Source organism: Cohnella silvisoli (assembly GCF_021190915.1).
GTDB classification, from domain to species: domain Bacteria; phylum Bacillota; class Bacilli; order Paenibacillales; family Paenibacillaceae; genus Cohnella; species Cohnella silvisoli.
In genome coordinates, this window is sequence record NZ_JAIOAP010000004.1 from 411290 (window position 1) to 434439 (window position 23150).

General features: G+C 48.9%; 15 protein-coding genes. 10 read left to right on the top strand and 5 right to left on the bottom strand.

The window, feature by feature from the left end; all coding sequences use genetic code 11:
* Positions 1 to 30 precede the first annotated feature (30 nt).
* Together K7P76_RS11055 and K7P76_RS11060 are read right to left on the bottom strand one after the other, a co-directional pair.
* Positions 31 to 813 (bottom strand): OmpA/MotB family protein, encoded by a 783-nt coding sequence (locus K7P76_RS11055; RefSeq protein ID WP_232185349.1) that lies wholly within the window; start codon positions 811 to 813, stop codon positions 31 to 33.
* On the bottom strand, positions 800 to 1606 hold the full coding sequence (locus K7P76_RS11060; RefSeq protein ID WP_232185350.1) for a flagellar motor protein: 807 nt from the start codon (positions 1604 to 1606) through the stop codon (positions 800 to 802). The genes K7P76_RS11055 and K7P76_RS11060 overlap by 14 nt, the downstream gene beginning before the upstream one ends.
* 154 nt (positions 1607 to 1760) lie before the next feature.
* Here K7P76_RS11060 and uvrB point away from each other — a divergent pair, with 154 nt between their 5' ends.
* The 4 genes from uvrB (at position 1761) to uvrA (ending at position 9238) form a co-directional block, all read left to right on the top strand.
* Positions 1761 to 3761 (top strand): excinuclease ABC subunit UvrB, encoded by a 2001-nt coding sequence (gene uvrB, locus K7P76_RS11065; protein WP_232185351.1) that lies wholly within the window; start codon positions 1761 to 1763, stop codon positions 3759 to 3761.
* Between the two features lie 189 nt (positions 3762 to 3950).
* Positions 3951 to 5207: a Glu/Leu/Phe/Val family dehydrogenase gene (locus tag K7P76_RS11070; protein WP_232185352.1), complete on the top strand. Its 1257-nt coding sequence runs from the start codon at positions 3951 to 3953 to the stop codon at positions 5205 to 5207.
* 41 nt (positions 5208 to 5248) lie between these two features.
* Positions 5249 to 6232, top strand: coding sequence for a diaminopimelate dehydrogenase (locus K7P76_RS11075; RefSeq protein WP_232185353.1), 984 nt, complete (start codon positions 5249 to 5251; stop codon positions 6230 to 6232).
* 147 nt (positions 6233 to 6379) lie between these two features.
* Positions 6380 to 9238: an excinuclease ABC subunit UvrA gene (gene uvrA, locus K7P76_RS11080; RefSeq protein ID WP_232185354.1), complete on the top strand. Its 2859-nt coding sequence runs from the start codon at positions 6380 to 6382 to the stop codon at positions 9236 to 9238.
* Between the two features lie 722 nt (positions 9239 to 9960).
* On the opposite strand, the gene K7P76_RS11085 is transcribed toward uvrA, so the two are convergent.
* The 3 genes from K7P76_RS11085 to K7P76_RS11095 form a co-directional block, all read right to left on the bottom strand.
* On the bottom strand, positions 9961 to 10509 hold the full coding sequence (locus tag K7P76_RS11085; RefSeq protein WP_232185355.1) for a hypothetical protein: 549 nt from the start codon (positions 10507 to 10509) through the stop codon (positions 9961 to 9963).
* 75 nt (positions 10510 to 10584) lie between these two features.
* Positions 10585 to 10734, bottom strand: a complete 150-nt coding sequence (locus tag K7P76_RS11090) for a hypothetical protein (protein ID WP_232185356.1) — start codon at positions 10732 to 10734, stop codon at positions 10585 to 10587.
* Positions 10735 to 10865: 131 nt separating this feature from the next.
* Positions 10866 to 12485, bottom strand: coding sequence for a nitrite/sulfite reductase (locus K7P76_RS11095; RefSeq protein WP_232185357.1), 1620 nt, complete (start codon positions 12483 to 12485; stop codon positions 10866 to 10868).
* Positions 12486 to 12782: 297 nt separating this feature from the next.
* Between K7P76_RS11095 and K7P76_RS11100 the strand changes: the two genes are divergently transcribed.
* The 6 genes from K7P76_RS11100 to K7P76_RS11125 all read left to right on the top strand — a co-directional run bounded on the left by K7P76_RS11100 (position 12783) and on the right by K7P76_RS11125 (position 22940).
* Positions 12783 to 12989, top strand: a complete 207-nt coding sequence (locus K7P76_RS11100; protein WP_232185358.1) for a hypothetical protein — start codon at positions 12783 to 12785, stop codon at positions 12987 to 12989.
* Positions 12990 to 13151: 162 nt separating this feature from the next.
* The gene (locus tag K7P76_RS11105; RefSeq protein WP_232185359.1) at positions 13152 to 14279 is read left to right on the top strand and encodes a S1C family serine protease; all 1128 of its coding nucleotides are present in this window, start codon (positions 13152 to 13154) and stop codon (positions 14277 to 14279) included.
* A 43-nt stretch (positions 14280 to 14322) separates the two neighbouring features.
* A complete protein-coding gene (locus K7P76_RS11110; RefSeq protein ID WP_232185360.1) occupies positions 14323 to 16233 on the top strand; it encodes a stalk domain-containing protein in 1911 nt (636 codons plus the stop codon).
* A 150-nt stretch (positions 16234 to 16383) separates the two neighbouring features.
* On the top strand, positions 16384 to 18903 hold the full coding sequence (locus tag K7P76_RS11115; RefSeq protein ID WP_232185385.1) for a U32 family peptidase: 2520 nt from the start codon (positions 16384 to 16386) through the stop codon (positions 18901 to 18903).
* A gap of 74 nt (positions 18904 to 18977) precedes the next feature.
* Positions 18978 to 20261, top strand: coding sequence for an O-antigen ligase family protein (locus K7P76_RS11120; RefSeq protein ID WP_232185361.1), 1284 nt, complete (start codon positions 18978 to 18980; stop codon positions 20259 to 20261).
* A 57-nt stretch (positions 20262 to 20318) separates the two neighbouring features.
* Positions 20319 to 22940 carry an S-layer homology domain-containing protein gene (locus K7P76_RS11125; protein WP_232185362.1) on the top strand — a complete coding sequence of 874 codons (2622 nt, stop codon included), beginning with the start codon at positions 20319 to 20321 and terminating at the stop codon, positions 22938 to 22940.
* Positions 22941 to 23150 lie beyond the last annotated feature (210 nt).

Consider the following 23150-nt stretch of genomic DNA (forward strand, 5'->3'; position numbering starts at 1 on the left):
CGTTTTACTTATATCCTATCATAAAGTCGGTTAATTCTGCCGCAAAACGAGAATTTCCACGCGACGATTTTTCTGCCGGTCAGCTTCTTTGTCGTTAGGGGCGATCGGGCGGGTATCCGCATATCCGGCAACTTCGAATTTCTTTTCATCCAGTTCCTTCACATCGACGAAGTAACGAAGCACGGATAGCGCGCGACCGGTGGAAAGTCCCCAGTTATCCTGGAACGCCGCACCCGGCTGTATAGGCAAGTCGTCGGTATGGCCTTGGATCGAGATGGTCGTCGACAGCTTGTCGAATAAGCTGGATAATCGATTTAACACAGGCAACGAATCCCGTTTCAAATCCGCGCGGCCTAGATCGAACAGAAAACGGTCCGACAATCGGATGGATATTCCTTGAGGCGTATCGACAACGAACACTTCATTTTCCAAGTGATTGTCTTTGACGTATTTCTGGATGACCTTGAGCAGATCCTGAAGCTCCTGTTCCTGTTTCTTAACCTCTCTCTGAGGTTTATTGGATGGAGTAGGCTCGGGAGTTTCCGAAGGTGCGGGAGTTTTATACTTGGCGGGGTCCATGTTCCCTTCCATAATGCCTGAGCCCTTCTCAAGCAAACTGTCCGCTTTGCGGAATTGCATTTGCAACGATTGCGAGAGCATATCGTATTTCTTAAGGTCCAGCCGACTCATCGCGTAAAGAATAACGAAGAAGATCAAGAGGAGCGTTATTAAATCCGCATAGGTGATCAGCCAGCGTTCGTGATTGTTAGGAGCGCCGCGATCGCGCCGTTGCCGCGTGCTACTCTTGCGCATCGGCGGCCACCTTCTTCGCGGCAATTAAATCGGGCGAATCTCCCAGCAGTAGGAACGAGGTCAGCTTCTTGCGAATGAGGTTCGGGTTCTCTCCGGCTTGAATGGCTAGAATGCCTTCGAGCATGAGCTCGAGCACGTGGATTTGTTCCGCGCAGCGGGAACGAATTTTGGAGGCGAGGGGCAGATAGATAATGTTAGCGGATGCGACTCCGTATAGAGTAGCGGTAAAAGCAACGGCAATGGATGGACCTAAAGTAGACGGGTCCGAGAGGTTGCCGAGCACGTGAATAAGTCCCATGACCGTGCCGATGATTCCCATCGTGGGAGCGTATCCGCCGGCGGAGTCGAATATTTTGGCTTGCTGCTCCAGACGCTGTTCCGCCGCATCGATCTCGACCTCGAGAATCTGGCGGTTCAAGTCGGCGTCCGTGCCGTCCACGACCATCTGGATGCCATCGCGAAGAAACCGATTGACGTGTTCGGAGGCATGGCTTTCCAAAGATAATACGCCTTCGCGCCTTGCGATGGTGGCAAATTCCACGATGTCATCGATAAGACGCTGCGGGTCTTCCTCTTGAGGCCGGAAAACAAGCTTCAAAGCTTCGGGTATTCGCTTAAGCCTCGACCAAGGATAACTGACGGCCGTTGCGGCGAAAGTGCCGCCGAAGACGATCAATATCGCGGTTTTCTCGATTAAGCCTTGCCACTGGCCGCCTTCCCAGAGAAATCCTCCGATGAGTGCGATTAGTCCGGCCAATATGCCGATGGACGTTGTTTTATCAAGACGTTTCAAACGTGTTCTCTCCTTTTGACGCTGCCGATGGAAACCGATATAATAGATGGGAACACACATTCTATAATTGAACGCATCGTTAATTATATCGGTATTTCTGGGAGTGAATCCCATAGGACTTAAGTCATGCGAATCGAGCGGGGGGAAATCGGTTATGACAGTATTGGAAATAGAAAACAAGCCTTTCAAATTGGTATCCGAGTATTCGCCGGACGGGGACCAACCGGGTGCGATCAAGCAGCTGGTGGAAGGCGTTCTGGCGGGGGAGAAGCATCAAACCTTGCTCGGAGCGACTGGCACGGGGAAAACGTTCACGATCGCGCAAACGATCGCAAAGGTAAATAAGCCGACGCTCGTTATCGCGCACAATAAGACGTTGGCCATGCAGCTATGCAGCGAGTTTAAGGAATTTTTCCCGGAAAATGCGGTGGAATACTTCGTCAGCTACTACGACTACTATCAGCCGGAAGCCTATATTCCGTCTACCGATACTTACATCGAGAAGGATTCGAGCATCAACGACGAGATCGATAAGATGCGCCACTCCTCGACGGCCTCGTTGTTCGAAAGACGGGACGTCATTATCGTAGCCAGCGTATCTTGCATTTATGGTCTCGGTTCGCCGGAGGAGTATCGGGATTTGCGGCTTAGTCTGCGCGTCGGGATGGAGAAATCGCGAAACGCGATTCTTCACAAGCTGATCGATATTCAATATGAGCGCAACGACATGAATTTCGTACGGGGGACATTCCGCGTGCGCGGGGACGTCATTGAGATATTCCCCGTATCGCGGGGAGATTCGGCTATTCGGGTCGAGATGTTCGGGGACGAGATCGAACGCATAACGGAGATAGACGTTCTGACTGGCGAAATAACCGGTCAGCGGGAGCATGTCATCATCTTCCCGGGTTCTCACTTCGTGACGGGCGAAGAGAAGATGAAGCGGGCGCTCGTCAATATCGAAAGGGAGCTGGAGGAGCGGCTCGTCGAGCTGCGCGACGCTGGCAAGCTGCTTGAAGCGCAGCGGCTGGAACAACGAACCCGCTACGATCTCGAGATGATGGCCGAGATGGGCTTCTGCTCCGGGATCGAGAACTATTCCGGGCCGATGACGTTCAGGGAGCGCGGGGCGACGCCGTATACGCTTATGGACTTCTTCCCGGACGATTACTTGATCGTTATCGATGAGTCGCATGTAACGCTTCCGCAATTGCGCGCCATGTACAACGGTGACCAGGCCCGTAAATCGGTTCTAGTAGATCACGGCTTCCGCTTGCCGTCGGCGAAGGACAACCGGCCTTTGAGATTCGAGGAATTCGAGGAAAAGGCCACGCAGCTCGTCTTTGTATCCGCAACCCCGGGTCCCTACGAGTTGGAACATTGCCCGACGATGATCGAGCAGATTATCCGGCCAACGGGGCTCGTCGATCCGATTATCGAGATCCGTCCGACGAAGGGACAGATCGACGATCTCCTCGGGGAAATCCGCGATCGGATCGCCAAAGACGAGAGGGTGCTTGTCACGACCTTGACGAAGAAGATGTCGGAGGATTTGACCGATTACATGAAGGAAGTCGGCATTAAGGTGCGATACCTCCACTCGGATATCAAGACGCTTGAACGGATGGCAATTTTGCGCGATTTGCGGCTTGGCGTGTTCGATGTGCTCATTGGGATCAACCTGCTCAGAGAAGGTCTCGACTTGCCGGAGGTGTCGCTGGTCACTATATTGGATGCGGACAAGGAAGGGTTCCTTCGTTCGGAGCGTTCATTGATTCAGACGATCGGACGCGCGGCGAGGAATTCCGGAGGGCGCGTCATCATGTACGGGGATAAGATCACGGATTCTATGGCGAAGGCGATTGGAGAAACCGATCGGCGCCGGACGATTCAGCTCGCGTATAACGAGAGACACGGAATTACCCCGCAGACGATTATCAAGAAGGTTCGCGATCTTATAGAAGCAACGAAGGTCGCCGAGGAGAAGAGCACTTACCTCACCGGCGCCGAAGATCTTAGCAAGTTGTCGAAGAAGGACCGGGCGTCTATCATCGAGCGGCTGGAATTCGAGATGAAAGAAGCGGCGAAGAGCTTGCAATTCGAACGTGCCGCAGAGCTTAGAGACGCGTTGCTTGAGCTGAAGGCTAGCATGTAGTTGGACAGTAAGGGGGACACGAGCATTCGTGTTCTCCTTTTTTTGTCAATAATACATGGACAAATATGCATAAAGTTTGTTATTTTTTCACAAAAAATGCTTTTATGAGTCCGTTTAATCATGTAAAATAGTTGAAGTGTTGTTTTTTCAAAAATCTTACGGAACTTAGACAGAGAGGATATTGAACTTATGAGCATTTTACTTCAGGAAACATTAAATCCTTTTGAAATCGTGCACAAGCAAATCGATGTAGCAGCCTCTTATTTACGATTGCCTGAACATGTAACGGATATTTTGAAAAAGCCTAAACGGGTTTTGTCGGTTAACTTCTCGGTGCGGATGGATGATGGGACTGTACGGGTGTTCGAAGGCTATCGTTCGCAGCATAATGACGCAATCGGACCTGCCAAGGGCGGAATCCGGTTCCACCCGGATGTGACGTTGGATGAAGTCAAAGCGTTGTCCATGTGGATGTCCTTTAAATGCGGAGTCGTCGGACTTCCTTACGGCGGAGGCAAAGGGGGAGTCATCTGCGATCCCCATGAGCATAGCAAGGGAGAGCTCGAGCGGATCAGCCGCGGGTATATGGAAGCCATTGCCGATTTTATCGGACCGGAGAAAGATATCCCGGCTCCCGATGTGTACACGACTCCGCAGATCATGGGTTGGATGATGGATACTTACAGCCGTTTGAAGGGAGTTCATTCCCCAGGGGTCATTACCGGAAAACCGCTAATTCTAGGGGGATCCAAAGGCCGGAACGAAGCGACTGCCCAAGGCTGCGTTTATACGATTCTCTCTGCGCTTAGAGATATCGGTCTTTCGCCGGACAATGCGACGGTTGCGGTTCAAGGATTCGGCAACGCCGGACGGATCGCGGCAAGACTGCTTGCCGAAGTCGGCTGCAAAATCGTTGCCGTTAGCGATTCGCGGGGCGGCTTGTTCGCACCGGAAGGGCTGGACTTGGATCGGGTATGCGAGTTGAAGGACAAAGGATCGCTTGCGGAATACGGAAATGAATATCACATATCCAACGAGGCTCTGCTTGAGCTCCATGTCGATATTCTTGTGCCTGCAGCGCTGGAGAATGTCATAACAGGTCGCAACGCGGCTAACATTCACGCCAAGATCGTCGCGGAAGCCGCGAATGGGCCGACAACGCCCGAAGCGGATAAAGTGTTGAAGAAGAAAGGCGTCCTTGTGATTCCCGATATTTTGGCGAATGCCGGCGGGGTTACGGTTTCTTATTTCGAATGGGTGCAAAATGGGATGCATTTCTATTGGTCGGAAGAAGAAGTTTTGGAGAAGCTGGAGAAGAAGATGAATGCTTCATACGATGCCGTTCGCGCGCTCTCGCTGGAGCACGACATCGATCTTCGTACGGCTGCTTATATGATTTCCATGAAACGTATCGCCGAGGCCATGGAAGCTCGCGGTTGGATCTAACTACAACGATCATCTAGAAGAAAATCAGGAGGCACACAAAAGTGAGTAAAGTGATCTCGGTAGGTATTGTAGGTTATGGCAATTTGGGACGGGGTGTCGAGGCGGCTATTCGCCAAAATCCCGATATGAAGCTCGAAGCGATCTTCACGCGGCGCAACCCGGAGTCGATCGATGCTGGAACGCCGATGGTTTCCATTTCGGATATCGAACAATATAAAGGCAAGATCGACGTGATGATCTTATGCGGGGGCTCGGCAAAGGATTTGCCGGACCAAGGTCCTTACTTGGCGCAGCATTTCCACACCGTCGATAGCTTCGATACGCATGCCCTCATTCCAGAATATTTCCAGAAAGTCGACGACGCGGCCCAATCGAGCGGACACGTGAGCGTTATTTCCACGGGTTGGGATCCTGGCTTGTTCTCGTTGAATCGATTGTTGGCGGAAGCCGTCCTTCCCGAAGGCAAGGAGTATACGTTCTGGGGCAAAGGGGTTAGCCAAGGGCATTCCGATGCCATTCGTCGCGTAGAAGGGGTCCGTAATGGCATTCAATATACCATTCCCCATGAAGCGGCGGTTGAGCGCGTTCGCAGCGGAAGCAATCCGGAGCTGACGACCCGGGAAAAGCATTTGCGCGAATGTTATGTCGTGCTTGAGGATGGAGCGGACAGCGAGGCGGTCGCGGACGAAATCCGGAATATGCCGAACTATTTCGCCGATTACGAGACGATCGTTCACTTCGTGACCGAGGAAGTTCTTCGTGCAGAGCATTCGAAGATGCCGCACGGCGGCAATGTCATCCGCAGCGGTCAAACCGGCCAAGACAACGCCAGCACCCAATTGATCGAATTCAGTCTTAAGCTGGACAGCAATCCGGAATTTACGGCGAGCGTTCTTGTCGCCTATGCCCGAGCCGGCTACCGCTTGGCGCAAGCCGGACAGAAAGGCGCGAAAACCGTTTTCGACGTACCGTTCGGTCTATTGTCGCCAAAGTCGCCGGAGCAGCTTCGCAAAGAGCTATTGTAAAATAATAGTGTGATATGCGTTATATAAAATCATTTGCATGACCAGCCGCAGTTCTGTATAATGAACGGGAACACACATTCCTATTCGTGTGCGACTGCGGCTGGCATAATGAAAGCCCCCGCGATGTCGCGAAAGGGGCTTTTTCGTTTGGCCATCGAGAACATAATCATCAAGGGCGCTCGCGCCCATAATTTGAAAAATATCGACGTAACGATACCCCGCGACAAGTTTGTCGTCTTAACGGGGCTTTCCGGTTCAGGGAAATCGTCGCTCGCCTTCGATACGATTTATGCCGAAGGTCAGCGCCGTTACGTAGAATCGTTATCCGCGTATGCGCGTCAGTTCCTCGGTCAGATGGACAAACCCGACGTGGATTCGATCGAAGGGCTGTCGCCAGCCATTTCCATCGACCAGAAGACAACAAGCCGTAATCCGCGTTCAACGGTAGGTACCGTGACGGAGATTTACGATTATTTGCGTTTGATGTTCGCGCGGGTAGGTCGGCCTCATTGCCCGGACCATGGGCTTGAGATCACTTCGCAGACGGTGGAACAGATGGTTGACCGGATTATGGAATATCCGGAACGGACTCGCCTTCAAATTCTAGCCCCGGTCGTATCCGGACGCAAAGGCGAACATTCCAAGCTGCTAACCGACATCCAGAAGCAAGGCTTCGTGCGTGTGCGCGTTAACGGCGAGCTCCGCGATCTGTCCGACAAGATCGAGCTGGAGAAAAATAAGAAGCATTCGATCGAAGTCGTCGTTGACCGCATCGTCGTTAAAGATGATGTGGCTTCCAGGCTGGCAGACTCATTGGAAACCGGATTGAAGTTGTCAGGCGGACAAATCATCGTAGATATTATGGATAAAGAAGAGCTGATGTTTAACTCCAATTTGGCTTGTCCGGAGTGCGGCTTCTCTATCGATGAACTAGCGCCGCGCATGTTCTCGTTTAACTCTCCCTATGGAGCTTGCCCGGAGTGCGATGGACTTGGCGTGAAGATGGTCGTCGATCCCGATCTGCTGATCCCGGATCGCAGTAAGAGCATTGATGAGGGAGCATTCGAAGCTTGGGCGGGCAGCACATCTAACTATTACCCGCAATTTCTCGCTGCCGTATGTACCCACTTTGGAATTGCTACGGATGTTCCGATCACCGAGCTGAATGACAAGCAAATGCAGATCATTTTATACGGTACGGGCGGAGAGAAGATCCGCTTCCGTTACGAGAACGAGTTCGGGCATACGCGCGATGCTCAGGTTCCCTTCGAAGGGGTCGTTCACAACCTGGAACGCCGTTATCGGGAAACCGGCTCGGAAGGCATACGCGAGTTCATTGAAGCTTATATGAGCGCGAAGCCTTGCGGCAAATGCCAAGGGAAACGCCTGAAGAAGGAATCGCTTGCCGTTACGATCGGCAAAGAGAATATCGCTCATGTGACCTCGTTATCTATTGGGGAAGCGCAGAAGTTTTTCTCTGGACTTGTGCTTAACGAGAAGGAGCAGGCGATCGCCAACCTTATCTTGAAGGAAATCAACAATCGCCTAGGCTTCCTCGTGAACGTCGGCTTGGACTATTTATCCTTATCCCGTGCTGCGGGTACTTTGTCAGGCGGAGAGGCTCAGCGTATACGGTTGGCGACTCAGATTGGATCGAGTCTCATGGGAGTTCTTTATATTCTCGATGAACCGAGTATTGGTCTGCATCAACGGGATAACGACCGCCTCATCCATACGCTGAACCATATGCGCGATCTCGGTAATACGCTTATCGTTGTCGAGCATGATGAAGATACGATGATGGCCGCGGATTGGATTATCGATATCGGTCCGGGTGCGGGAATTCATGGCGGGACGGTCATCTCGCAAGGTACGCCGGAACAAGTGATGAACGATGAGAAGTCGCTCACCGGCGCTTATTTAAGCGGACGCAAGTTTATCCCCGTCCCTCAGGAACGGCGCAAGCCGAACGGGAAGTGGATTGAGATTAAAGGCGCCAAGGAAAACAACCTGAAGAACCTTAATGCTAAATTCCCGTTAGGCGTATTTACCGCGGTTACGGGTGTTTCGGGCTCAGGCAAATCAACGTTAGTTAATGAAATCCTATATAAGACGCTCGCACGGGATTTGAATAAGGCGAAGACCAGGCCCGGCGCGTATAAAGAGATCAACGGACTCGAAAATTTGGAGAAAGTCATCGATATAGACCAATCCCCGATCGGTCGGACGCCGCGCTCCAACCCGGCTACTTACACCGGCGTATTCGATGATATCCGTGACGTGTATGCGATGACTAACGAGTCTAAAGTACGCGGATATAAGAAAGGCCGCTTCAGCTTTAACGTCAAGGGTGGCCGATGCGAAGCTTGCAAAGGCGACGGAATTATCAAGATCGAGATGCACTTCTTGCCGGATGTATACGTCCCTTGCGAGATTTGCAAAGGCAAACGTTACAATCGCGAAACGTTAGAAGTAAAATACAAAGGCAAGAGCATTGCAGAAGTTCTGGCCATGACGATTGAGGATGCGACGGAGTTTTTCGTTAACATTCCGCGAATCCATCGTAAGATGCAGACGCTAATGGATGTTGGCCTTGGTTACATGGACCTTGGCCAGCCAGCGACTACGCTTTCGGGCGGAGAAGCCCAACGCGTTAAGCTCGCGGCTGAATTGTACCGACGGAGCACGGGTAAGATGCTCTATATACTAGATGAACCGACTACCGGACTTCATGTCGATGACATTGATCGCCTTCTGCAAGTGCTCCATCGTCTAGTCGATTCCGGGGAAAGCGTGCTGGTCATCGAGCATAACCTGGACGTAATTAAGACAGCGGATTATCTCGTCGATTTGGGACCGGAAGGCGGCAACGGAGGCGGGACGATCGTCGCCACCGGTACGCCGGAAGATGTGGCCAAAGTTGCGCTTTCCTACACAGGCAAGTACCTTGCCCCCGTGCTGGAAAGAGATCGCGCAAGAACGGAAGCGGCGCTAGCTAAGGCATAAATGAAGTAACTTAAGGGGCTGTTTCCATTTGGTCATTACTGACCTTAAGGGAACAGCCCTAAATCTTGCATGCAAACTTTCAACTCCACGCCTGCATCTCCAAGACAATTTCGATTGTATGAGTCAGCATGGCAGAAAATTAATAACTGTATAAGTCCCGTTAATTAGATTCAATTTGAGAAGGTTGATCCCTTTTACTGTAAAAGTCCAGTTAATTTCCCCCATTCATCTACCTCCCCCCCCATTACCTCTGGAATAAATGGACAAATGCCGTTATTTCCTCATTCATACGTAGCAGCCACTACTTTACCTGTATAAATCCCTTTATTTCTACTTTTTCATGCAAAGGTTGAGATTCGAGTAAGTAGAGCATAGGCTTATGGAGGTGGAAAGGAAGCGGAAATCGTCGCGGATTCTGTACATTAGCGAAAAAAAGATAGGATGCATAGCGACGGGAGAGCGATTTAAAGCATTGGGGTGGGAGAAATGGTTGTAAAAGCTAGTAACAGGCTTAACCGATGGATGCTTGTTTTATGTTGGATATACACGGTCATCTACGGCTTCGCCGCGATCTATCTGTTTTATCGGCAATCCCGTCTTATTCTTGCCTTTCGGCGTGATCGTTCCGGTGCTTATCGCGAGTATGAGGGTTAAGCTATTTCCTATTCCGCGCAAAAAAGGCGATAATCCCCTAAAGGATTTCGCCTTTACTTATTACGCATTTACTTCTCGGAAAGGATATGCGATTCATGCGCGGGGTTGATCAGGATAAGCAGCTGCTTCTGCAGCTTCACCAAGCCTTGTTGCTTCTCGACGATTTGCAGTTTCTGTTGGATAATCGTTTGCATATCGCTCTTCGCGGAGCTCCATTGCTTGCTCTCGGCATGCGCTTGGAAGCTCTGCCAAGTATCGTGCTTCTGGTCGCGCAGAGCATGAATATCATCCCGGGAAGCTCTCATCTTCTCAATGATCATCTTAGCCGGTTTCTTAAGCGTATGGCGTTGGTCCGACGTAAGCGTTTTGCGAGCCGATTTAATTTGCTCTTGCTGGGACTTCATCGTTTCAAACAAGCCCTTTTGCTCAGACCGTATTTTATCTAGCTGGACCTTCAACGCCTGGATGTCCGCAGGATACGATTTCCAATCTACGGTTGGCTTCTGGTCGGAGTGATGGTGCTCTCCCGGTGCTGCCGCCGGTGCGGCCGCGATAAGCGATGGGGCTGCGATCATTAACACGGCAAGGGTAAGGAGTGTTAGAAGTCGGTTTTTCATAGAATGTCCTCCCAGATGTTGGATTCCTCATCTAGTATGAACAAAATTTGGTTTTCCATTCTTTGGGTAGCCGCCTTAATCTGGAGCTCCATTTGCAACTTCCGCTTGATAAGCGATCAATGCGATGGACTGACCGGTTTTCTTAGATAATCGCTGCTCGATTTCCCGGATTTCTTCCACCTCATCGGGCTTTAACATAGCCAGTGAGTACAAATCCTCATTCATGAACGATTCCTCCTCCTAATAATTTTTACAATAGTATGGGACAAAGAGCTGGGTTTAACCCTAAATGGCTATAATTCGATCAAAAAAAGACTCCCCGGCGTACAGGGAGCCTGTCTTCATGATCTAACGGCTTAAGAAGCAACCGCCAGAATTTCGGTAAGCTTCGCTTGCATGGTTTCAATACCTACACGCTCGATGAATTGGTGGAACGATTCGCCGGATTGGCGGGTATCCTTGTAGAAGTTAATGATTTGCGCCAATACATTGTTAACGTTATCGCTTTTGACTCGGCCTTTCAAAGCCGTGTTGAACTTAGCGCCGGGTCCGAGCGTTCCGCCGACCGCGATATCGTAAGCGTCGACCATGCCCTCGGGCGTTTTGACGAGAGAGCCTTGTAGTCCGATATCGGCAATGTGCTTCTGGCCGCAGCTGTTCGGGCAACCGATGAAGTGAATGCGCACAGGCTCGTCTAACTGAATATGCTCATCCAAGTATAAGGCTACGCGGCGAGCGAATTCTTTGGTCTCAACGATCGCCAGGTTGCAGAACTCGTTCCCCGTGCACGAGACCGTCCGGCTCATGAAGCGGTTAGGATTCGGGTTCAGCCGCTGCAGCAAAGGCTGTTCGAGCAGTGCTTCGACCTTATCGTCCGATACGCCGGTTAAGATCAAGTTCTGCGACACGGTTGTACGAATCGTTCCGTCACCGTAATGATCGGCCAAATCGGCCAGTTGGTCCAACTCGTCGCTGCTTGTCCGACCAACGGGTACGTTAAGGCCGACATAGTTGAGGCCTGGCGTGTTTTGCGGATGTGCGCCGTCGAAGTAGGAAGCGTTCCAACCGACGATCCGGTCATCGCCGAGTGAAGGCATTTCGCCGATCAGTTTAATGAGCTCTTCCTGGAACTTCTCAATGCCCCATTCCGCTACGAGATATTTCAAGCGGGCGTAGTGGCGTTTTTCCCGATAACCGTGATCGCGGAATAAAGTCGTTACGCCGATAGCAACTTTAAGCATTTCTTCCGGTATGACGAACATATCCAATCGGCGCGCCAAGTGCGGCTTAGCGGATAATCCGCCGCCCACCATGACATGGAAGCCGAGAACTTCTTCTCCGTCGATGACTTTCGATGCCGGAGTGAACGCCAAACATTGAATTTCTGCATGTCCGCTGTTATAGATATTGGAGGAAATGGACATTTTATATTTCCGAGGCAGGTTTGAGAAGTCTCGGTTGCCGAGGAAAAAGCGCTCAAGCTCGTCTACCCAAGGCGTCGTATCGAACAACTCGTTAGGGTCGATGCCGGCAAGCGGATTGCCAACGATCGTACGAGGGCAGTCGCCGCAGGCTTCGAAGGCAGACATGCCGACCGATTCCAATCTATTGAAGATGTCGGGCATTTGCTCGATTTCGAGCCAATGGTATTGAATGGCTTGACGCGTCGTTACGTCGATTAAGCCTCTTCCGTAATCGCGTCCGATCGCAGCGAGCTCTCTAGCTTGCTTGGAGGTAAGGATACCGCCTGGAATACGAATTCGCATCATGAAGTGGCCGGTATTCGGCTTTTGTTGGTAAACGCCCGCCCATTTGAAAAGGTTGAAATCATCCTGCGGAATCGAGGCAAAGCCCTCTTTCGAGTACTTCTCTACAATATCGCGGATGATGTCCAAGCCGTCTTTTTCCATTTTGTAAAATTCGAATTTATTTAACTTGGACGGGTCGCGATCCATCCATACCGCCTGATAAGACATTTAATGCGACTCCCTTCGCCGGAATAGCAATGAATTCCGATACCTTTTGTTTGAAATAGTGTTTAAATCGTACCATAGATTACCCCTATGCGACAATGTGGATAAATGAATACCATTCATAAAAATTACTGATACTACTTGCAATCCTTCCTTATAATAGGTCATAGAATCATCAAGCCGTTCGGTAAGTGTGTGACAAAGTTGTTACGGCATCAACTTCGGGCTTGCAAGCCGGGCGTTCAGAAGCTAACATAGATAAAGATGGGTTTATTAGGTCAGATAAAGGAGGTCCCCCTTATGTTTCTAGCGGAGCAAGCAACTGAGGCAGTGAGTACTTACGAACACTTCGATATTTTCATGGTCATATTCACGATCCTTATCGCCGCAGGGCTAGTGCGCCTTTTATTGCAGCGGCCTCGCAAAAACGTGTTCGCGATCGGATTCGGAACCGTGGCGCTTCTTGTATTCATAGCAGCGGATGTGAAGATGGTCAGCGGCTGGTAATCCAGTGAATGAATAGGATACATAAACGAGCTTGGAAGCGAAGGCTTCTCGGCTCGTTTTTTCTTTTTAAAAAGGGAAATTTACCCTATATTTTCATTCTCAGGCTAGCGCATTTATGGTAGAGTTATTCTGTTTACTAGAAGAAGTTGGGAGAGGGAAAGTTTGATTAGAACTAAACATCGCAAAGCGATGGTTGCCGTCATCCTAACAGCCGTTTTGACGATGGCCGGGACGGTTGGAGCAGCTACAACTACTGGGAATAACGTGGCATTGGATGCCAAAGTCATCAATGGCGACGTATACGTGAAGGCCTCGTCGCTTGTTTCTCAAATAGGAGGGACGGGCTCCTATAATTCTTCGACCAAGAAATATACCTACTCGCCGAATTCTATCATACCCGACGTTATTAAGAAGGTATCCCCATCAGTCGTAGCCATCATAGGCAAACCCGTTGACGAGAATTCCAGCAGCCGTTTCTCGCTCGCGCATGGTACCGGCGTTATCGTGAAGAGCGATGGCTGGATCGTGACCAATGCGCACGTAGTTAAGGATATGGAGAGAATTGTTGTCGTGACGGCTGACGGCAAGGAATACGCGGGTACTCGCAAGCAAATCGATGTGACGAGCGACCTGGCTTTAGTGAAAATCAATGCGACAGGTTTGAAAATAGCAACGATCGCACCATCGCCTCTGAAGGTGCAAGTCGGAGAAACGGTCATTGCCATCGGCACGCCGGTTTCCTTTTCTCTGCGGAATACGGCAACGGTCGGTATCATTAGCGGGATGAACCGTTCGGTATCGTCAGACTATAACTTATTGCAGACGGATGCGGCGATAAACCCAGGCAATAGCGGAGGCCCGCTCGTTAACTTGAAGGGCGAGGTTGTTGGCATTAACTCCATGAAGTTCGTCGATGTCGATATCGACAGCATGGGATTCGCCATTCCGGCGGATACCGTTCAATACGTGTTGAACCATTTCTACAAGTACGGCAAAGTAAACCGGCCTGCCCTTGGAATAGAACTGGAGGAAAGCTGGTCGGCGGTCGTTGGACTTCCAACCGAAGAACCGATGACGGTTACCGCCGTTTCTCCCGGCAATGCGGTTAAAGCGGGAATTAACGTCGGCGATCAATTGTATTCCATTAACGGAAAGCAAGTTTCTTCAGTGGTAGAACTCAACGAGCTGCTGAAAGCTTATTTGCCGGGTCAAAGCATCACATTGACACTGCTATCCGATGGAGATTTGGTTAATCGGAAGCTGGTATTATCCGAAAGTTTAGCGAACTAAATACTTAATGTCATTATTGATTTTCCGAGGGGAGCACTTACACATGTTTTCTGTTGTCCATTCCAAGAGATGGCTGGCTTTCATGCTGGCTGCCGTATTGTTTTTCATTAGTGTGTTATCCGTATCAGCTGCGGATAACGGCGGCAAAGTAGAAATCCGTATCAAGGTTGGCAGCAACCAGATGAAGATCAACGGGGCAGCCACGAAAATTCAACCTCCGTTCCAATCCGCCGGCAATGTAATGGTGCCGCTAAGCGTCTTTACGAACCCTAAAGGTTTCGGCGCGAACGTAAAATTGAAGGACAATAAAATCATCACCTTAACTTATCTGAAACACGTCATTGTCCTTACCCAAGGCAGCAAGTCGGCTATCATTGACGGGAAGAAAGCGGCTCTGGCGGTTGCCCCGGTTATCAAACAAGGCGTGACGATGGTTCCGCTTACGATTATCGCAAAAACCTTCGGAGCGACCCAAGCGATTGACGCTGCGACTAAGGAGATTGTTATTAAGGCGACTGCTGCTTCCAGCGGTTCCGGCAGCACAGGGACCGGCATAGACAGCGACTCCGGCAAATCGCAAATCGGCGACAGCTATTACAAGTGGTCGATGAATTATCCGACAGGCCTCGTCCAACAGAGTCAATGGTCAAACGGCAACTGGATATCTTTCAGCGATGTTAAAGGAGAATACTTTTTGGCCCTATCCATCGAAGAAGCAGAGGATACGTTGGAAACGGATGATAAACGGGATTTAATGACCCAGAATACCGAAGACGATGAAACGGTAGTAGACGTCAAGACGATCACTCGCCCATCGGGAACATTCGAGCGTATGATCACGAAGCATCAGGACGGTTTTTATTACGAATATCGCGGGATCCAAGCCAACGGATATTTCTACATTCTGATCTTTGGAAAGAAAGCCAAATCCGCTTCCGATCTGGACGCAAATACTGGATTGCTGGATAGCTTTAAACCCGTATATAATGCCGCTAACAAGTCGCTCAAGGATTTAGCGCGAATTAAAGACGGTAAAATTTCTTTCGAGAATGAAGATTATGGGCTGAAACTTCAACTGCCTAAGGAATGGAGCGAAAGCACGGAAGGATCCAGTCCTTTTTTCAACGGGCCGGACGAGTCTTATTTGTTATTGAACGTATTCTCCATTAATCAGGATGATACTTTGGACAAATGGGTTGAGCGCAAGATCCAGTCATTCAAGGATAATAAAGCTGAGGCTTACCGTAAAACGCCGGAGACGAGCTCTATTACTTGGAATGGCATTCCTGCGACATTGGTGAAGCTTTCTTATTCAACGGATACCAAAAAATGGTGGAACGAGTATGAGATTTATGCGGTTAATGGAAAGTATAAGTACTATGTCGACTTTACTTTCAAGCAAGAGCACAAAGACGATGTAGGAGATGTCTTAAGTCAACTTCTCGATGGCATGAAGATTGACTTCCAGCAGGTGGAAGAATCATTCGGCCAAGTTCCGGATCCCGATGATTCTGTAGATGTCACTGCCACCGTAACAAAAACAAGTAAAACATACGGTTACAGCTTGAAGCTGCCGAAGCTATGGGCTAAAGGAATTTCGGACATGGAAAAAGATAGCCTTCACCTCACTGGCGTTGGTACAGATCTTTTAGTTGGAATCGATGAAGGCACCAGCTTGGAAGGGTATCCGGAATTGCTTGAAAAGTCGTACACCGATGGCGGCGCTCTGAGTATCGACTCTAAGACTAACGTGACTTTTGCAGGCGTTAATGCTATAAAATATGCGCTCTCAAGCACCAAAATAGCGGCAATCGGCGCCCACTCGACGTTATATCTTTTTGAGAACAAAGGAAAGATTTACTTGATTCAAGGAATACTTAACGATACCTTCGCAACCGAGTTGAACCGTAAATTGCTTGAAGACGCAATGAATTCATTCCAATTCACTAAGTGATGCTTAGACGATAATTGACCGCCTGCTTGAGAGGGACCGTTCCTCTTAGCCGGCGGTTTTCGCTTTCCTTGGCCCCGTCCCGCGGATTTTGGTATACTATCAGGAGATGAATGCCGCATATGGACGCGGTTTGGAGGGTTTACGAGAATGATGGACAAGACCGCCTTAAGGCGTGAAGATATTGAATTGTTGGCACCGGCAGGAGATTGGGAATGCATGCGGGCAGCGGTGGCGAACGGAGCGAACGCCGTATTCTTCGGCGTGGAGAAATTTAACGCTCGGGCCCGGGCGCATAATTTCCAGTCGAACGAGCTTCCCGAGATCATGGCATTTTTGCACAAATACGGAGTGAAGGGGTTCCTAACCTTTAACATACTCGTGTTTGAGGATGAGCTGCTGGAAGCGCGCAAGCTTATCGAGGCTTGCATCGATGCGGGCGTGGATGCGGTTATCGTGCAAGATTTGGGCCTGGTGAAGATGATCCGCGAGATTTCCCCGGACTTTCCGATCCACGGTTCGACGCAGATGACGATCACTTCTCCGGAGGCGGTCGAATTCATCAAACCGTTCGCGTTGGAGCGGGTCGTACTGGGTCGTGAAAATAACCTAAAGCAAATCCGGAAAATCGGCGAACAAGCGAAACTGCCGATGGAAGTGTTCGTGCATGGCGCGCTTTGCGTTTCCTACTCCGGACAATGCTTGACTTCCGAAGTGTGGGGAGGCCGTTCCGCCAATCGCGGGGAATGCGCGCAAGCTTGCCGTTTGCCTTACGATCTGATGGTCGACGGCGTTCAACAGCCGATGGGGGATATCGCTTATTTGCTCTCGCCCAAAGATTTGGCGGCAATCGATATCGTACCGGAATTAATCGAAGCTGGAGTCACGTCCTTTAAGATCGAAGGGCGTTTGAAGAGCCCTGAATATGTCGCGAACGTTGTTAGCAAATATGGCAAAGAAATCGATAAGTATTTCGGTGGGGATGAATCGGAGCCTTCGAAGGAAGAGGTTCGGGAGCTGCAACAAAGCTTTTCCCGGGGGTTCACGCATGGTTTCTTGGATGGGACTAACAATAAGCAGCTCGTCGAAGGGACTTTTCCTAAGAGCCGCGGCGTATACTTGGGAACGGTCGAGAAAATTCTCCGCGATGCGGTTATTTGCCGGCTTGAAGCTCCGCTTAAACGGGGAGACGGCATCGTGTTCGACGCGGGGGATCCGACTAAGAAAGAAGAGGGCGGACGCGTCTATGATGTTCGCAGCTCGGGTTTGAAGCTGGAAGGAGAAGCTCCGGAAGGCGACCTGATTGAGATCGTACCGGGACGAAACGACGTAGACTTAAACCGGGTGCATGAGGGAGACCGAATTTGGAAAACAAGCGATCCTGCCTTGGACAGACGGTTGCGGAGCACATTCGAGACGGAGAAGCCTTATCGTACTTTTCCGCTCGCCGTGTCGGTATTCGGGCAAGAAGGTACTCCGATGCGTACGATCTGGACCGACATCGGCAAAGGGACGACAGTAGCCGTCGAATCGGAGATTCCGCTTGAACGCGCGGAGAAGAGACCTTTAGGCCATGAAGTGCTGCAGGAGCAGCTCGGCCGCTTGGGAGGTACTCTTTATTATTTGGATCAATTAGAGGTTGGGCTTAAGGGCGAAGTTATCGTGCCGATGCGCGAATTAAACCGGATGCGCCGGGAAGCGGCGGAGCAACTGGAGATTCTTCGGGAGCAACCGCCGAAATATATTAAGCACCAGGTGGACGAGTACGGAGATTCCTTCGCGGGAGCTGTTGACTCTTCCGTACAACCGGGCGAGGTCGAGTTGACGGCGCTTTGCCGGACGCTGGAGCAGGTCAAGGCTGTCGTAGAGACGGATGTTTCGCTTATCTACGCCGATTTCGAGTTCATCAAGCAATTCCCCGATGCGATTGCCGTTTGCCGCGAAGCCGGTAAACGGATCGCTCTGGTCACTCCGCGGATTCATATGCCGGGAGAAAATGGATACCATCGCAACATCCTGAATTTGAAGCCTGACGCCGTGCTTGTCCGCAATACAGGTGCGCTGTACTACTACCTGAAGGAACGGATGGAGAAGCCGGATGCTGCGCATCCGCTTATCATTGGGGATTTCTCGCTAAATGTGGCTAACCATAAGACCGTTAATCTTTTCCGCGAAGCGGGCGTTGATTGGGTTACGCCTTCCTATGACCTGAATATCCAGCAGATGGTCGACATGCTCCGCCGTTCCGATACGTCGCGTTTGGAAATGGTCATCCATCAGCACATGCCGATGTTCCATACCGAGCATTGCGTCTATTGCACCTTCATGAGCGAAGGAACGGATTACACGAACTGCGGCCGACCTTGCGAGGAGAAGCGGGCTTCGCTGCAGGATCGTATCGGCATGTCCCATCCGGTCCGGGTCGATGAAGGCTGCCGCAATACGGTATATAACGCGATCGAGCAGTCCGGGGCGGAATATCTGAGCACCTTCATGGAACTAGGCGTACGCTCTTTCCGGGTAGAGTTCCTTGAGGAGAACGCCGAGAAAGTTCGGGAAGTGCTTTCCCTTCACCGCTCGGCGATCAATGGCAACATTTCGGGCACCGAAGTTTGGCGCAGGCTTAAAGCGACTAATCAGTTAGGCGTTACTAAGGGGCAGTTGGTGAAGTAGTAGAAGTATTAATAAATGGAAATCCGTTTCTCTACGCAAGTAGGAAACGGATTTTTTTTGTCGAAATAGATCGTATGACAAAAAAAACAATAAAGCTATTTTCTACTAATACAAACGAACAACTTGCATATATAGTTTTAACATCATTCTTATGGATTGGAGCAGTATGCGCAGGCTACTTTTTTGAAGTAGCTTTTTTGCTGTTGGATGCGGGCTTGTTTTTGGTTTTGGCCGTTTATTTATGGCGGGGACGGTACACACCTTTGCAAATGAATTTATGGCTTGGGTCGTTAACCGCATTTATAGGTCTCTATTGGTTATCCTGTTTTTATGCGGTAGATTCGGAAGCCGCAGTCCTCGAAGCGGCAAGATTTTCGAGTTTGCTTCCTTTAGCAATATTTGCTTCATCTCTTACCGCTGCGAAATATGATTCTTATCTTCGTCAGTCGGCTTGGGCGGGAGCCTTTTTGACGGTTTTAGGCTGGGGGCTCGAGTTGTTCCGGGACGGTCGCTTGGAGTCATCGATAGGTTATGCGAATACACTGGCTATTTTACTTGTTATAGGTGTGTTGATTGCTTGGAAGGCGTATAGCGAAAATCATGGAAAAATTTATTTAGGATTGCTTCTCATTCAATTGGTGGGGCTTGTACAAACAGGGTCTAGGACAGTTCTGGTTTTGTTTGCTGGTGCATGTATCGTGGAAATGTTCCGTCTTAGGGGCAAGGCATTACAGACAGGGGTAGGCATTGTTTCTTTAGCTGTGGCAACTGCTGCAGCTACTGCCTATTTCTTTCAGGTTAAAGTCATGCTTCGTTTCATGGATATAAGCTGGAATGCACCTGAATTTCAATTAAGGAAACAGTACTGGTCTGATGGAATGGCCCTTCTCAAGGAGCATTGGATCGTGGGATTGGGTGGAGGGGGATGGGCGGTCGAGCATTCTTCCTGGTACTACGTAAAATACTTACACCAATTTTATTTACAGTTGGTTTTGGAGATTGGTATTGGTGGGCTTCTAACTTTCGGAATGTTTGTTCTTATCCCCTTATTTAAGACAAGACAAATGTTGAAGATCACGGGATCTACATGGATAATGATCGCTTTGCTTCTTTTCCACATTGCTTTGGATATTGATTTTGAATACCCGATTTGCTTTGGTTTATTTATTATTTTACTAAGTGGATTAGAAAGTATAAATCCTCTTAAGCGAGTAGCAGTAACTAGCAGTCATCTCCGCTCGACTATCATTGTATTCTGTATTGTTATTACAATCGCAATGGTTATGTTGTTAGGTTTTGAAAAGGAACAATTCCTTACTACTGAGAAGACAAATATACCAAATATTTCTTGTGCATAAGAGAAATCCCCTTTATGATAATAAGGTGAAATTAGGAATTTTAGGGGGATTTATGAGTTGAAAAGTCGGGTCATGTCTAAGATTAGCGTAGTTTTACTAGCAAGCATGCTGCTAAGTATGAGTCTTCCTGTACTTGCGTACGCTGCAAGCTACATAAAGATTGTATACGATTCGAGTAGTGGGAAAATCAGCGGTATTATTTATACGGATAAGTCAACAGTTACATTAAGTACATATAGTAATAATCAGTGGACGGATATTACGTCTCAAACAGTTGGCCCGATTCAAGAGTATCTTCCACCGAGATCTTACGACCCTGTTTATTATTATTTGATCAATGGAACGTTAGAAACTGGGCTTTCTTTGGATAAAATCAAGGTCAAAGAAGCTTCGTGGATGACGAAAGTTACAGAAGTGATTTCGTCTGTCTCTGATTCAGTCTATTCATTTGAAAACACTGCTCCTGACGTGGGGTATGGAGGGTTTTCTTATCACTTTGATGATAATAACTCAACTGCCACGATCGGGATTGGTTGGCAGGCAGTCCAAAAACCCGGTGTAAAGGGTTATAGAGTTTATCTCGATGGAAATTTTATAGACCAGACAAGGGATACCTTTTTTCAGCTTTCGGATTTACCATATCAAAGTAAACATCAATTTGCTGTTTCCACCGTATCTTCCGATGGCGTTGAATCATCGCTTAGCTACTACAGTCCAATGAGAGTTCCGAGTAAGTTACAAACAGCAACCGTGAATATCAACGGTAAGCCGAACGGCTATAAGCTTCAACATTCAGACTTGATCCTGTCTTTTACTTCGGCCTTAAACAATCCTAACGACTATCCTTTAAACGCGAAAAAGACACATCTGCAATTGACACTCGGAGATGGAAACAAGGTCGATTTCGATGGTAGCGAACATCGTGTTCCTTATCAAATTCAATCTAGCGAACTGGATAAGAGCGATTTTGAATTGGTTGATGAGGGTGGAATAAGTATTCCTATTGAAACGTTTTCTTATGAATACAGTCATGGTGCAATTTTAAAATTTACACTCTCGCAAGTACTACAGAACGATAAAGTCTACACGCTAAGAATGTCTCGTTCAAGTTCCGGGACCGAAATTAGTCTTCCGAATATCAATACGAATAGAGGAAACCTATACTTGTATATCTATGATACAATTGAATCTCCTATGAATAGCTTTTCAATGAATAACCTGGTGATTGGAGATGGCAATCCACCTGCGAAACCTGAAAATCTCACCTTTGTTGAAAAAGACAGTCAGGTAGATATCAATTGGAAGGCTAATTCAGAAGATGATTTGCAAGGCTATCTAGTGTATTTGGATGGGAATTTGCTGACGCCAACACCAATTACAGCGACCCAATACTCGATTTCGGGCTTGACGAACGGGAAAAAGTACCATGTAAACGTAGCGGCAGTTGATTATGCGGGGAACCGATCACTTCAAGCCTATGCTTTTCCAACTCCACAAGGAAGTACCGTTGATCCAGGACCAGGACCAGGCCCAGGGCCAGTTCCAGGCGGTGCTCCGGTACCACCTGCGAAAGTAGAACCAGGGGTTAAAGTAATCAAACCCGAAGATCTGAAGGCTGACAACGGCAAGCTCCCTATCAAACTCGCTGAGGGAGAAACGCAGGTTAAGTTGCCTGCAGGTGATGGAGCCATAACGAAAGATAGCGTAATAGAATTAAATAGCGATAAATTGACGGTAGAAGTTCCGGGGTCCCTTCTGGGGCAATTGCAGAAACTTGTCTCCGCCGAAGAATTGAAAGACGCCCAAATATCTGTCTCCTTTGACAAGCTTTCCAACGAGAGCGCACAAGAGGCTTTGAAAAACACGGAAGGTAAATTGACAAACACTACCGTTAAATCGGCAGGGGATGTTTATGAATTTTCCTTAACGATTAAAACCAAAGATGGTAAAGAACAAAAGCTTACAGTATTTGATACTCCGATCAAGTTGAAATTGAAAATCGCTGACGGGGCGGATTCAAAGTTGCTTGGTGTATATTACATTGGCGACAATGGTCAACTGGAATATGTAGGCGGGAAAATAGAGAACGGCTTTATGGTTGCAGATGTTAGCCATTTTAGCAAATATGCTGTGCTGGAATTTAACAAGAAGTTTGATGATGTGGCAACAGGGCACTGGGCGTTTAATGCAATAACCGCAATGGTAGCTAAACATGTAATAACAGGGGTAAGTGAAACATCCTTTGCTCCCGGGCAGAAAGTGACACGAGCCGAATTTGCTGCCTTACTTGCGAGAAAGCTCAATCTTAAGGCGAAAGGCCAAAATCAATATTCAGATGTAATTTCGAAAAAATGGTACTCAGATGACATTACGGCTGCTGTTGAGGCAGGAATTGTTAAAGGACGCACGAAAACGAAGTTTGGCCCTGAAGAAGTTCTAACACGTCAAGAAATGACGGTTATGATTATCAAGGCTTATGAAATCGTAAGTGGAAATGCTGTCTCAAATAAAGAACCATCCGCCTTTGCTGATGAAGAAAAGATAGCCGGGTGGGCGGTTGCAGCTGTAAGTGCGGCTAGTAAACTTGGTTTCGTTCAGGGGCAGGGAAATAGCTTGTTCGATCCTCTAGGAACTGCAACTAGGGCAGAAGCGGCACAAATTATTTCCAAGTTAGAGTAGTCCATTAACTTAAACACTCTTTTGATTTGGAGAACCCATTACCTAAGCTATCCAGCAAAGGTAATGGGTTCTTTTTGGCGTATCTGTATCTGTTGGGAATCAACCGCATAATTTACGTCCCACTAACACAAACATGGAAGTTTGTTTTCATTCCGGTGCTACAATCGGAACAAAGCAAATTTACAGGATATCATAGGCATCTCTATAGAG

Coding starts and splice junctions, on each gene's coding strand:
- K7P76_RS11110 (WP_232185360.1), top strand. CDS start 14,323: ATGTTTTCTGTTGTCCATTCCAAGAGATGGCTGGCTTTCATGCTGGCT.
- K7P76_RS11070 (WP_232185352.1), top strand. CDS start 3,951: ATGAGCATTTTACTTCAGGAAACATTAAATCCTTTTGAAATCGTGCAC.
- K7P76_RS11120 (WP_232185361.1), top strand. CDS start 18,978: ATGACAAAAAAAACAATAAAGCTATTTTCTACTAATACAAACGAACAA.
- K7P76_RS11055 (WP_232185349.1), bottom strand. CDS start 813: ATGCGCAAGAGTAGCACGCGGCAACGGCGCGATCGCGGCGCTCCTAAC.
- K7P76_RS11095 (WP_232185357.1), bottom strand. CDS start 12,485: ATGTCTTATCAGGCGGTATGGATGGATCGCGACCCGTCCAAGTTAAAT.
- K7P76_RS11090 (WP_232185356.1), bottom strand. CDS start 10,734: ATGAATGAGGATTTGTACTCACTGGCTATGTTAAAGCCCGATGAGGTG.
- K7P76_RS11100 (WP_232185358.1), top strand. CDS start 12,783: ATGTTTCTAGCGGAGCAAGCAACTGAGGCAGTGAGTACTTACGAACAC.
- K7P76_RS11115 (WP_232185385.1), top strand. CDS start 16,384: ATGGACAAGACCGCCTTAAGGCGTGAAGATATTGAATTGTTGGCACCG.
- K7P76_RS11085 (WP_232185355.1), bottom strand. CDS start 10,509: ATGAAAAACCGACTTCTAACACTCCTTACCCTTGCCGTGTTAATGATC.
- uvrB (WP_232185351.1), top strand. CDS start 1,761: ATGACAGTATTGGAAATAGAAAACAAGCCTTTCAAATTGGTATCCGAG.